This is a genomic window from Klebsiella sp. KTE92 (assembly GCF_000398905.1).
GTDB classification, from domain to species: domain Bacteria; phylum Pseudomonadota; class Gammaproteobacteria; order Enterobacterales; family Enterobacteriaceae; genus Klebsiella; species Klebsiella variicola.
This window is the reverse complement of record NZ_KB976100.1, coordinates 994,793-1,007,203: the sequence shown is the minus strand read 5'-3', so window position 1 is coordinate 1,007,203 and position 12,411 is coordinate 994,793. Positions and strand designations below refer to the sequence as shown.

Here is a 12,411-nt window from a genome sequence, read left to right as displayed (position 1 = left end):
CTGGTCATTGGCAAGATAAGCTGACAGCACGCCGATCAGGCGTCGTTTCTGGCAATTAATCGTTCCGGGAGCAGGAAGCTAAAACGGGTTCCCTTGCCCACCGTGCTGTCGATCTCCAGCCGGCTGTCATGATGGTTGACCGCGTGTTTGACGATCGCCAGTCCCAGACCGCTGCCCCCCGTTTGCCGGGAGCGAGCTTTATCCACCCGATAAAAACGCTCGGTCAAACGGGGAATATGCTCTGGCGCAATGCCTGGCCCATTATCCTCGACGCTGAACAGCGCCCCCTGCGGGGTCCGCTGCCAGCTGACGCGAATTTCGGTCCCCGGCGGGGTGTGGTTCACCGCGTTATAGACCAGATTGGAAATGGCGCTGCGCAGTTGCTCCTCATTACCCAACACCTTGAGCTGCTCGTCAACGGTGAAGATCAGCGTCTGTTTCTCCTGGCTGAGAGTTTGCGCCTCGCGCTCCACCACCCGCAGCATCATCGGCACGTCGATGCGGTCATTCATCGCCAGCGCCGGCGCGGCTTCAATGCGCGACAGCGTCAGCAACTGCTTCACCAGCCCTTCCATACGCTGAGTTTGCTCTCGCATGGTGTGCAGGGCTTTTTCCCGCGTCGCCCCCTCCAGTACCTGCTCCTGCATCATCTCCAGATAGCCCTGCAGCACCGTCAGCGGGGTGCGCAGTTCATGGCTGACGTTGGCGAAAAAGTTCCGCCGCGCCCCTTCCAGCTGATGCATCTGCGTCACGTCGCGCGCCACCATCAGCCACTGCTTATCGGTGTAAGGCATCACGCGAATTTCCAGATGGCGAGCGTTATTCAGCACCAGGTTGAGTGGCTTAGAAAAATCACGCTGTTTCAGATAGTTGGCGAACTCGGGATAACGCAGGAGGTTGAGAATATTTTGGCCACTGTCGTCCGGCCAGCGCAGGTTTAAAATCTGCTGCGCCAGGCCATTACACCAGAAAATGGCCCCCTCTTCCGTGGTCAGTACAACCGCATCCGGCAGCGATTCCGCCCCGCTGCGAAAGCGTTTAATCAGGCTTCCCAGCTCGCGTCGACGCTTTTTATTACGCATCTGCATCTGATGCAGACCATACAGCAGCGGCTCCCAGCTGCCGCGTCCAGGCGGAGGAGTCATGCTCCGATCCACCCACAACCACCACGACAGGCGCATCAAATTCCAGAAATGCCAGATCAGCAAACCGGTCACTGCCGCCAGTAAAAACCACGGCAGATGACCCACAAACGCCCCCAGAATCAGGGCCGGAATACACGCTAAAAAGAGCTCCAGCGCCAGCCTTTTCCATGACAGCCGTTCCAGCACGGGTCACACTCCTGTCAAAATTCAGAAACGGGCGGAGAAACGATACCCCGTGCCGCGAACCGTTTGCACCATGCGATCATGGCCACTGTGTTCCAGCGCTTTGCGCAGGCGGCGAATATGGACGTCCACCGTGCGGTCTTCCACATAGACGTTGGTTCCCCAGACGTGGTTCAGCAACTGCTCGCGGCTGTACACTCGCTCAGGATGGGTCATAAAGAAGTGCAATAATTTAAATTCCGTCGGCCCCATGTCCAGCGGACTGTCGCCGGTCATCACCCGATGCGACGAAGGGTCGAGGCTCAGACCCTGCATTTCGATCACCTCTTCCACCGCCATCGGCGAAATACGGCGCATCACCGCTTTGATTCGCGCCACCAGCTCTTTCGGTGAGAAAGGCTTGGTAATGTAGTCGTCCGCGCCGGTCTCCAGGCCGCGAACACGATCCTCTTCTTCTCCACGCGCGGTCAGCATCACAACCGGGATATCCCGCGTCATCGCCTCGCGCTTGAGCAGCTTAATAAACTGCAGCCCCGAACCACCCGGCAGCATCCAGTCAAGGAGAATCAAATCAGGCCAGGGTTCATTGAGTTGATTCACCGCGCTGTCATAATCTTCCGCCTCGACGGGCTGAAAGCCATTTTGCTCCAGAACAAAGCAGACCATTTCGCGGATTGGAGCTTCATCTTCAACGACCAGAATTCTTCTCGCCATTATTTACCCTGTGTTTTTTAGCCATCAGTATAGAAGTGCGGCGTCATTATGCGTCACTTTTGTGACAGATTTATGAAAAAAATGACGGTCTGATGATCGGGTAATTTGAAGCATGACGCGGACTTACCCCGCGCCGACAAATGATATACTGCCGCCCATGCTTTTTTCGCTAGGGAAGATTTATGCGCCTCCTTCACACCTCCGACTGGCATTTGGGCCAGAATTTTTACAGCAAAAGCCGCGCGGCAGAACACGACGCTTTTCTTACCTGGCTGCTGGCCCGCGCGCAGGAGCATGAAGTCGACGCCATTATCGTGGCTGGCGATATTTTTGATACCGGCTCGCCGCCGAGCTATGCCCGCGAGCTGTATAACCGTTTTGTCGTCCAGTTGCAGCAGACCGGCTGTCGCCTGGTGGTGCTGGCGGGCAATCACGATTCAGTGGCGATGCTCAATGAGTCCCGCGATATTCTCGCCTTTTTGCACACCACCGTGGTGGCGAACGCCGGCTACGCGCCCATTGAGCTGCCGTTGCGCGACGGCACCCCTGGCGCCATCTTTTGCCCGGTGCCGTTTTTACGCCCCCGCGAGCTGGTTACCAGTCAGGCCGGCCACTCCGGTCGGGAAAAACAGCAACAGCTACTGCACGCCATCAGCGACTATTATCAGGAGCAGTATCAGCAGGCCTGCGCGCTGCGCGGCGATCGGCCGCTGCCCATCATTGCCAGCGGCCACCTGACCACCGTCGGCGCCAGCAAAAGCGATGCCGTCCGCGACATTTACATCGGCACGCTGGATGCCTTTCCGGCGCAACACTTCCCGCCTGCCGACTACATTGCGCTGGGCCATATTCATCGGGCGCAGGTGGTCGGTGGCTGCGAGCACATCCGCTACAGCGGCTCGCCGTTGCCGCTGAGCTTCGATGAAACCGGCAAAGCCAAATCGGTGCACCTGGTGAGTTTTAACGACGGGCGCCTCAGCGCCGTGGAAACCCTGGAGGTGCCCGTGACCCAGCCGCTGGCAGTGATCAAAGGCGATCTGGCCGCCATCACCGCCCAGCTGGAGCAGTGGCGCGGCGTCGAGCAGGACCCGCCGGTGTGGCTGGATATCGAAATCACCACCGAGGACTACCTGCACGATATTCAGCGTCATATTCAGGCGCTGACGGAGGATCTGCCGGTGGAAGTGTTGCTGGTACGCCGCAGCCGCGAGCAGCGCGAGAAAATATTGCTCAACGCCCAGCGGGAGACCCTCAGCGAACTGAAGGTGGAAGAGGTGTTCGAGCGCCGGCTGGCGCTGACCGAGATTGACGATGACAAGCGCGCCCGGCTGCACGAGCTGTTCACCCATACGCTGCATACGCTCACCGCGGAGGACGAAAACGCATGAAAATCCTCAGTCTGCGTCTGAAAAACCTCAACTCCCTGAAGGGTGAATGGAAGATAGACTTTACCGCCGAGCCGTTCGTCAGCAACGGCCTGTTCGCCATTACCGGCGCCACCGGCGCCGGCAAAACCACCCTGCTCGATGCCATTTGCCTGGCGCTTTATCACGAGACGCCGCGCCTGAATAAAGTTTCCCAGTCGCAAAATGACCTGATGACCCGCGATACCGCCGAATGTCTGGCGGAAGTCGAGTTTGAAGTCAAAGGCACCGCCTACCGCGCTTTCTGGAGCCAGAACCGGGCACGCAACCAACCGGATGGCAATCTGCAGGCGCCCCGCGTCGAGCTGGCACGCTGCGCCGACGGCAAAATCCTCGCCGATAAGGTCTCGGACAAACTGGAGCAAACCGCGACGCTCACCGGGCTCGACTATGGCCGTTTCACCCGCTCGATGCTGCTTTCCCAGGGACAATTTGCCGCCTTCCTGAACGCGAAGCCGAGCGATCGCGCGGAGCTGCTGGAGGAGCTGACCGGCACGGAAATCTACGGCCAGATTTCGGCCATGGTCTACGAACAGCACAAAGCTGCTCGCCACGCGCTGGAGAAGTTCGAAGCCCAGGCGGCGGGCATCGTTCTGCTGACGGAAGCGCAGCAGCAGGCGCTGCATGAAAGTTTGCAGGTACTCACTGACGAAGAAAAAACCCTGCTAACGCAGCAGCAAAACCAGCAACAGCAGCTTCAGTGGCTGACGCGCTGCGACGAGCTGGCGCAGCAGCACCAGCAGGCGGTTAGCCGGCAGCAGCAGGCCCGCCAGGCGCTGACCGACGCCGCCCCGGCGCTGGCGAAGCTTGAGCTGGCCCAGCCGGCCGCCCAACTTCGCCCCCTGTGGGAGCGTCAGCAGGAACAGGTGGCAGGTCTGGCGCAAACCCGGCAACGGATCAACGAAGTAAATGCTCGCTTACTTGCCTGCACCGCGCAGCGCGCGCGCATCCGCCGCAGCGCCCTGCACGCTCAGCAGCAGCGTCAGGCTGAACTGACGGACCTGGCGCAGTGGCTGGCGGCCCATGACCGATTCCGCTTATGGGGCCAGGAGATTGCCGGCTGGCGGGCGCAATTCTCGCAACTGACGCGCGATAAACAGCAGCTAACGGCTCAGACCACCCGCCTGGCCGCGCTGCGCCAGAAACTCAGCGCTCTGCCGGCCAGCTCCCTGTCATTGTCCGCAGAGGAAGTCGCGGCGGCGATGGCGCAGCAAACGCAATCGCGGCCGCTGCGCCAGCGGCTGCTCTCCCTGCATGAACAGCATCAGCAGTTGCACAAACGCCTGCGGCAGAGCGCCGAGAACATCCAGCAGGCGCAAACGGAGCAGGCAAAACTCAATGCCACCCTGACGCAACGTCGGGAGCAATATAAAGACAAAAACCAGCACTATCTCGACCTGAAGGCGCTCTGCCAGCGGGAAGAAACGATTAAAGATCTGGAAGGTTACCGCGCCCGGCTTGAGGCGGGGAAGCCCTGCCCGCTGTGCGGATCCTGTGAACATCCGGCGATTGAGCAATACGCCTCGCTAACGGTCACGGATAATCAGCGCCGCCGCGACGCGCTGGAAAAAGAGGTCGCCGCGCTGAAAGAAGAAGGTCTGCTGGTCCTCGGGCAGGTCAACGCCCTGACGCAGCAGCTCCAGCGTGAGACCGAAGCGGCCCGGCGGCTCACAGAGGAAGAGCAAGCGCTCACTAAAGCGTGGCAGGAAACCTGCGCCGCTCTGCAGGTCACGCGGGATATTGCGCAAGAGATAAACGACTGGATGCAGGAGCAGGAGCGCTACGAGCAGCAGCTCTATCAGCTCAGCCAGCGTCTGATGTTACAGAGCCAGCTCAACGACCAGCAAGCGCTGGAGCGCCAGGCTCACCAGCAGCTGGAGACCACGCGCCAGGGGCTGGAGAACGCCCTGCAGACGCTGTCGCTCAGCCTGCCGGAAGAAGGCGCAGAAGCCGCCTGGCTGCACGCTCGCGAAAGCGAATTTGCCCGGTGGCAGGCGCAACAGACGCGGCATGGCGTGCTCCAGGAGCAGATCGCCGCCCTGAAACCGCTGCTCGATACGCTGCCGCCCGGCGATGAGGATGACGCGGAGGCTGAGCCGGTGATCCCGGACAACTGGCGCGAAATCCACGAGGAATGCCTGTCGCTGCACAGCCAGCTTGTCGCCCAGCAGCAACTGGAGACCGAAGAAACGGCGCGCGTACATCAGTCACAGACGCAATTCACGACTGCCCTGGCCGCCAGCCGCTTCAACGATCGGGAGGCGTTCCTCGCCGCACTGCTGGATGACGAGACCGCCCAGCGGCTGACGCAGTTAAAACAGTCGCTTGAGCAGCAGCTTCAGCAAGCGACGGTGCTCTGCGAGCAGGCGACTCAGCAGCAACAGGCGCATCTGGCGCTGCGGCCGCAAGGATCAGACGCGGACGGCCCCACCCTGCAAACGCAGCTGCACGCCCTGGCCCAGCGGCTGCGGGACAACACGACCCGTCAGGGTGAGATCCGCCAGCAGCTCAGGCAGGACAATGAAAGCCGTCAGCAGCAGCAGGCGCTGGGACAGCAGATTGCAGAGGCGACGCAGCTGGCGGACGACTGGGGCTATCTGAATTCGCTGATCGGCTCCAGCACCGGCGACCGGTTCCGCAAATTCGCCCAGGGGCTGACCCTCGATAATCTGGTCTGGCTGGCAAACCAGCAGCTCAACCGGCTGCATGGCCGCTATCTGCTGCAACGCAAGGCCAGCGAGGCGCTGGAGCTGGAGGTTGTCGATACCTGGCAGGCCGACGCCGTGCGCGACACCCGCACCCTCTCCGGCGGCGAAAGTTTTCTCGTCAGCCTGGCGCTGGCCCTGGCGCTGTCAGACCTGGTGAGCCATAAAACACGGATTGACTCCCTGTTTCTCGATGAAGGGTTCGGCACCCTCGACAGCGAAACGCTGGATACGGCGCTGGACGCCCTGGATGCCCTTAACGCCAGCGGCAAAATTATCGGGGTGATCAGCCACGTGGAGGCAATGAAGGAACGTATTCCGGTGCAGATCAAAGTGAAGAAGATAAATGGCCTGGGCTACAGTCGGCTGGACAGAGTGTTTGCGGTGGAGTGAGGTCTGAATTATGGCGATGTCCCCTCACCCTAACCCTTTCCCGGAGGGAGAGGGAACCGTCCGGCGCCGGTCTGTAATTTCGCACGCTATTGCGATTCCCCTCTCCCTGCAGGGTGAGGGGTTCCCGGCCACTGCCTCTACCACCCGCACCGTACCGCTTTTCTCCCTCTCCCTGCAGGGAGAGGGCCGGGGTGAGGGGGAGCGGTTCAGGTCCCCTGGAGCGGCCACAGCCAGGCCGCGCCGCGTACTCCGCTGGAGTCACCGTGCAACGCTTTGCGGATCGGCGTTTCACACTCGCCGCCGAAGACCCACTGCTTCACCAGGTCCGGTACCGTTTGATACAGACGCTCGACGTTGCTCATCCCGCCGCCCAGCACGATAACGTCCGGGTCGAGGATATTCACCACGTGGGCCAGCGATTTCGCCAGCCGCTGTTCATAGCGGCTCAGCGCCAGTTCGGCCTTTTCGTCACCTTCGCCCACCAGACGCATAATCTCGCTGCCGGTTAACCCCTTGCCGCTCAGCCGCTGGTAGTCGGTGGCAAAGCCGGTGCCGGAGATAAAGGTTTCGATACATCCCTGTTTACCGCAGTAGCAGGGCACTTCGGCGCGATAGCGCAGCTCATCGTCGTTCATCCACGGCAGCGGGTTATGCCCCCACTCGCCGGCGTTACCGTTGCCGCCGATATGCGCCCGCCCGTTGAGCGCCACCCCGGCGCCGCAGCCAGTGCCGATAATCACCGCAAACACCGTTTGCGCCCCCGCCGCCGCGCCGTCCACCGCCTCCGACACCGCCAGACAGTTGGCGTCGTTGGCCAGCCGGACTTCACGCTCAAGGCGCAGGCTGAGATCCTTATCAAAGGGCTGGCCGTTGAGCCAGGTCGAGTTGGCGTTTTTCACCACCCCGGTATAGGGCGAAATTGCGCCAGGAATGCCCATCCCCACGGTACCCTGCTGTCCGGTCGCCTGCTCGGCCATCGCTACCAGGGTGGCGATAGTCTCGATGGTTTGCCGGTAGTCCTCACGCGGCGTGGGTAACCGGTGGCGAAACAGCTGCTCTCCCTGGTCGCTCAGGGCTATCACTTCGGTTTTTGTTCCACCTAAATCAATACCAATACGCACGCTCAGCTCCTCACCCCGATTAACAATGCAAGCATAGCGACAATTCGCTATCATGCCCGCCTGATTTAACGACAAAGCCGTGGAAATTATCATGCTGTGGTTCAAAAATTTAATGGTTTACCGTCTCAGCCGCGATATCGAATTGCGCGCCGAGGAGATGGAAAAACAGCTGGCCGAGCTGACATTTACCCCGTGTGGCAGCCAGGATATGGCGAAAACCGGTTGGGTGTCGCCGATGGGATCGCACAGCGACGCGCTGACGCATACGGCAAACGGCCAGATCATTATCTGCGCGCGTAAAGAAGAAAAGATCCTGCCGTCGCCGGTGATCAAGCAGGCGCTGGAGGCGAAGATCCAGAAGCTGGAAGCCGATCAGGGCCGCAAGCTGAAGAAGACCGAGAAAGATTCCCTGAAAGATGAAGTGTTGCACTCGCTGCTGCCGCGCGCCTTCAGCCGCTTCAGCCAGACGATGATGTGGATCGATACCGTTAACGGCCTGATCATGGTCGACTGCGCCAGCGCGAAGAAAGCGGAAGACACTCTGGCCCTGCTGCGTAAAACCCTCGGTTCGCTGCCGGTGGTGCCGCTGACCCTGGAGAATCCGATTGAGCTGACGCTGACCGAGTGGGTCCGCTCCGGCACCGTGGCGCAGGGCTTCCAGCTGCTGGATGAAGCCGAGCTGAAAGCGATGCTGGAAGATGGCGGCGTGATCCGCGCCAAGAAACAGGATCTGGTCAGCGACGAAATCGCCGTGCACATTGAGGCCGGGAAGGTCGTCACCAAGCTGGCGCTGGACTGGCAGCAGCGTATTCAGTTTGTGATCTGCGACGATGCGTCAATTAAGCGCCTCAAGTTCTGCGATGAATTACGTGACCAAAACGAAGATATCGATCGGGAAGATTTCGCCCAGCGCTTTGACGCCGACTTTATCTTAATGACCGGCGAGCTGGCTGCCCTGATCCAAAGCCTGGTAGAAGGGCTCGGCGGCGAAGCGCAGCGCTAAGCGCCGCTTTCCTTCCTGCCAGGCAGGAAGGAAAAAACAACCCGGCGGCAGGCGCCGGGTGTCACTCTGGCTTACAGATAGCGGCACAGATAAGAGGTTGGCTCAGCCACCTGCAGATGAAATTCGCTGTTGCCTGGCACATTGAAAACTTCGCCGGCGGCGTAAACTTTCCACTCAGTCTCACCCGGCAGCAGGACATTCAGCGCCCCGCTGACCACCGTCATCTCTTCCGGCTGCGCCGTACCAAAGGTGTATTCCCCTTCCGCCATCACGCCAACGCTGGCGCGACCGGTACTGCTGCTGGTGAAGCCAATGGATTTCACTTTTCCGTCAAAGTATTCATTGCTTTGAAGCATAAACAAGCCCTTCTGATCGTCGGTTAAAGGCTCAATATAGGGGGCGCTCCTTGCCCCTGTCACGTGAAATTAACACATTAGACCAATAGTTCTGCCGCCAGTCGGGAAACCAGCACATTCGACAGCAAAACCGGGACGTCCAGGGCTTTTTGTAACACATCGCGGTGATGCTGATAGTAACCGAGACAGTCGAGCACCAGCACGTCGGCGCCCTGCTCCAGCAGCGTTTTGCCGGCGCTTAATAACTCACTGTCGCTGCCGGTAAAAGGGTTGGCCAGCGCGTAGTACGGCGACTTTTCCAGCGAGAGCCACTTTTGCCGCTGCATAGGCATGATCTCTTCCACCGGCACGATCACCCCCACCTGATGCCCATCGACGATCGACGCCACCAGCGGCGGGATGATCCGCTGCGGCTCAAGAAGGATCGCATGGTGGGTGGTAAAACCGCTTAACTGTTCGGAGCTAAGCAACAGGATCACATCATAGTTCTGCCGATCCAGCATCGCGATCACGCTGCGGATATCGCGTTCAATTTTCTGCCGCGATACCATCACCAGCTGGTTATCATTGAGCAAGGTCAGCAGGCCCTGCTCGCCGTCACCCACCGCGTACTCTTTGGTTACCTCAGCATGTGTCATATCGCCCAGCAAACTAATGTGGGTGATCTGTTCTTCCCTGATATGTTCGGTCAGGAGCGGCAACACTCCCGCCAGCGGCACAACGCCGATGGTCAAAATTGCCATCGTTGCACTACTCATATCATGTACCTTTTCACTACCACTGCTTCAAGACAGACTTACCACACACGGCATCCGCCCCCCCGGTGAGTAAAAATCAACCGTCGAGAAGCGTAGCAGTTCCGCGCCGCGGTTGAATGTAAAGATTGCCGGGCGACAGCGGCGTGCCTGAAAAATCCGTGTGTTAGATATTCATTAGTACGACTGATAAATAAAAAATGTGAGATACGCCCGATATTGCCAGTATGGCCGGCAATCCGGGCTCAGGGGTTACGACTTATCAGGATCTTCATAGCGCCGCTTGGCATCCACGGCTTCCTGCTCGGTAGGATGTTCGCTGATCAGCGAATTGGGTTCAGGATAATCCGCGCGGAGTTGATACCAGGTGACGGTCTGACCCTGCGGGCCTTTCTCTACCGCAACCACGCGCGCTTCTCTCGGATATGGGGGCCTGTTTGGCATAGTTCTTCCTTCTTCTGGTATCAGAACTATCAAGTATAGGCGCCCCTCGCCGCCTTAATGTAAGTAAATTCTTAACTTACCGGGGTTGCCGTCGCGCCGCACAGCATGGTCATAATCTGCTCCACCACCCGATCCGGGGAGGCCGTGGCATCGACAATATGATGGGCGGCATCACGGTATAAGGCTTCGCGCTGCGCCAACACCTCGCCCACTTCCTCACGTACCGGCTTACCGGTAAGCGTCGGCCGCTGTTCGGCTTTTGGGTAGGCCTCCAGACGATCAATGAGCGCCGACACCGAGGCCTGCAGATAGATCACCACGCCGTTTTCCCGCATAAACTGGCGATTACCTTCCGCCAGCACAATACCGCCGCCGGTGGCGATCACCGTATTCGGCAGAGTCACGGCCTTCAGCGACAGGGTCTCCAGTTCGCGAAAACGCGCCCACCCTTCTGCCTGCACGATCTCTGCCACCGTCCGCTGCTCATGGGCCTGCAGCCGATGATCGGTATCGGAGAACTGAAAATGCCGCGCTCGCGCCAGCGCATGACCGACGGTGGTTTTACCGCAGCCTCGTGGCCCGATGAGAAAGATTGGCTGTGTCATGACCGAAGACCCCCTGGTTCCGCCTGTCGTAAAATATGAAAACGAAAGAACGTATTATCGCTGTTTGTTCCGTAATGTAGTCGTAAACAAAACGTTACACAACTTCTTTACACCCCATCACCACAGTGACAAAAGGGGCTCTTGATGTAAACTTATCATTGCATTAAGTGTTTAACCAGCTTTACTTTCGGCTGGGCGTTATTTTTTATCCAACGCTGGCGTAAACGGTAACACATTTATGCATAGCTTTACGAAGCAACATATTTACAACATCGTGTTTCAGACGCACCCTGATGCCTATTCGACAGTGTGACAGAGGAATGTAACATGCAATCTGAAGAACAACGCCTTATTGATGGACTGTTTTCCCGGCTAAAAGAGGCTGAGGCGCACAGTGCATCGCGCGATACCAGCGCCGAGGAGCGGATTGCCCAACATGTGAGCGCGCAGCCGGCGGCCCCCTACTATATGGCGCAAACCATTCTTATCCAGGAAGCCGCGATTAAACAGCTTAACGATCGCATCCAGGCGCTGGAGAGCCAGGTCAGCCAGCTGCAGGCGGCGAAGCCCAGCAGCGGCGGATTCCTCTCCGGCCTGTTTGGCGGTGGCGGCTCGTCACGCGGTTCTGACCCCATCCCGGGCGCGGAGCAATACGGTCGCCCGCAAGCCAGCGCCCAGCCGCAGTATGCCTCGCCGCAACAGCAACCGAACTATGCCCCGCAGGCAGCGGCACGCGGCGGCGGCTTTATGGCGGGCGCGCTGCAAACGGCCGCAGGCGTAGCGGGCGGCGTGGTGCTGGGCAATATGCTGACCAACATGTTCAGCGGCTCGCACCCGCAGGAGATCGTTAATATCATCGAAGAGCAGCCGCAGCCTGATGCCGCCGCGCAGGACGCCACCGCGGGTGACGATCCGTTCCGCCAGGGAGACGATCAGTTCCTTGCCGACAACACCTGGAACGACGACTTCGACGCCGGCTTTGGCGACGATGATATTGGCAGCGACGACGATAGCTGGGTTTAACCCTGCTGACGCTTAACCGCCAGCAACCACTTCTCCAGCTCGGCGGCAAACTGTTGCCGGTCGCGCTGCGATAAACTATCCGGGCCGCCGGTCTGCACGCCGCTGGCCCGTAATGTCTCCATAAAATCCCGCATCGTCAGGCGCTCGCGGATCGTCGCCTCGCTGTAACGTTCCCCGCGCGGATTCAGCGCTGCCCCGCCCTTCGCCAGCACCTCTGCCGCCAGCGGGATGTCGGCGGTGATGACTAAATCTCCCGCCGCGCACTGGCGAACGATTTCATTATCCGCCACGTCAAAACCTTGCTCAACCCGCAGAGTGCGGATGAAACGCGACGGCGGCACGCGCAGCGGCTGATTCGCCACCAGCGTCACCGGGGTCTGGGTACGCTCTGCCGCGCGGAACAAAATCTCTTTAATCACGTTCGGACACGCGTCCGCATCTACCCAAATAGCCATGCCAGCTCCTGTTACCTGCAATAAGTGACGCCAATGTTACCTGCTTTTCTCCCCCATGAAAGCGCAGGATGGTAAGCTAATCAGA

12 protein-coding genes are annotated in these 12,411 nt (G+C 59.5%); 4 read left to right on the top strand and 8 right to left on the bottom strand.

The window, feature by feature from the left end; translation table 11 throughout:
- Nucleotides 1-35: 35 nt before the first annotated feature.
- Both phoR and phoB read right to left on the bottom strand, forming a co-directional pair.
- Nucleotides 36-1,331 (bottom strand): phosphate regulon sensor histidine kinase PhoR, encoded by a 1,296-nt coding sequence (gene phoR / locus A1WC_RS20330; protein ID WP_012968845.1) that lies wholly within the window; start codon nt 1,329-1,331, stop codon nt 36-38.
- 21 nt (nt 1,332-1,352) lie between these two features.
- Nucleotides 1,353-2,042, bottom strand: coding sequence for a phosphate response regulator transcription factor PhoB (phoB, locus tag A1WC_RS20335; RefSeq protein WP_002890343.1), 690 nt, complete (start codon nt 2,040-2,042; stop codon nt 1,353-1,355).
- 182 nt (nt 2,043-2,224) lie between these two features.
- On the opposite strand from phoB, the gene sbcD reads away from it, so the two are divergent.
- Together sbcD and sbcC are read left to right on the top strand one after the other, a co-directional pair.
- Nucleotides 2,225-3,430, top strand: a complete 1,206-nt coding sequence (gene sbcD / locus A1WC_RS20340) for an exonuclease subunit SbcD (RefSeq protein WP_012542712.1) — start codon at nt 2,225-2,227, stop codon at nt 3,428-3,430.
- Nucleotides 3,427-6,564 (top strand): exonuclease subunit SbcC, encoded by a 3,138-nt coding sequence (gene sbcC / locus A1WC_RS20345; RefSeq protein WP_016160368.1) that lies wholly within the window; start codon nt 3,427-3,429, stop codon nt 6,562-6,564. The genes sbcD and sbcC overlap by 4 nt, the downstream gene beginning before the upstream one ends.
- 206 nt (nt 6,565-6,770) lie before the next feature.
- On the opposite strand, the gene mak is transcribed toward sbcC, so the two are convergent.
- Nucleotides 6,771-7,685 carry a fructokinase gene (mak, locus tag A1WC_RS20350; RefSeq protein WP_012542714.1) on the bottom strand — a complete coding sequence of 305 codons (915 nt, stop codon included), beginning with the start codon at nt 7,683-7,685 and terminating at the stop codon, nt 6,771-6,773.
- Nucleotides 7,686-7,776: 91 nt separating this feature from the next.
- Here mak and rdgC point away from each other — a divergent pair, with 91 nt between their 5' ends.
- Entirely contained in the window at nt 7,777-8,688 is a 912-nt protein-coding gene (gene rdgC / locus A1WC_RS20355) for a recombination-associated protein RdgC (protein WP_002890285.1), read from the top strand.
- 71 nt (nt 8,689-8,759) lie between these two features.
- On the opposite strand, the gene ppnP is transcribed toward rdgC, so the two are convergent.
- From ppnP to aroL, 4 genes are all read right to left on the bottom strand, one after another.
- Nucleotides 8,760-9,044 carry a pyrimidine/purine nucleoside phosphorylase gene (ppnP, locus tag A1WC_RS20360; protein WP_002890284.1) on the bottom strand — a complete coding sequence of 95 codons (285 nt, stop codon included), beginning with the start codon at nt 9,042-9,044 and terminating at the stop codon, nt 8,760-8,762.
- A 77-nt stretch (nt 9,045-9,121) separates the two neighbouring features.
- On the bottom strand, nt 9,122-9,802 hold the full coding sequence (locus tag A1WC_RS20365; RefSeq protein WP_008805351.1) for an AroM family protein: 681 nt from the start codon (nt 9,800-9,802) through the stop codon (nt 9,122-9,124).
- A 249-nt stretch (nt 9,803-10,051) separates the two neighbouring features.
- The gene (locus A1WC_RS20370) at nt 10,052-10,243 is read right to left on the bottom strand and encodes a YaiA family protein (RefSeq protein WP_008805350.1); all 192 of its coding nucleotides are present in this window, start codon (nt 10,241-10,243) and stop codon (nt 10,052-10,054) included.
- Between the two features lie 71 nt (nt 10,244-10,314).
- On the bottom strand, nt 10,315-10,848 hold the full coding sequence (gene aroL, locus A1WC_RS20375) for a shikimate kinase AroL (protein ID WP_008805349.1): 534 nt from the start codon (nt 10,846-10,848) through the stop codon (nt 10,315-10,317).
- 327 nt (nt 10,849-11,175) lie between these two features.
- Between aroL and A1WC_RS20380 the strand changes: the two genes are divergently transcribed.
- Complete coding sequence (locus A1WC_RS20380) at nt 11,176-11,871, top strand: DUF2076 domain-containing protein (protein WP_008805348.1); 696 nt, start codon at nt 11,176-11,178, stop codon at nt 11,869-11,871.
- Here A1WC_RS20380 and A1WC_RS20385 read toward each other — a convergent pair.
- Complete coding sequence (locus tag A1WC_RS20385) at nt 11,868-12,326, bottom strand: YaiI/YqxD family protein (RefSeq protein ID WP_008805347.1); 459 nt, start codon at nt 12,324-12,326, stop codon at nt 11,868-11,870. The genes A1WC_RS20380 and A1WC_RS20385 overlap by 4 nt on opposite strands.
- Nucleotides 12,327-12,411: the final 85 nt, after the last annotated feature.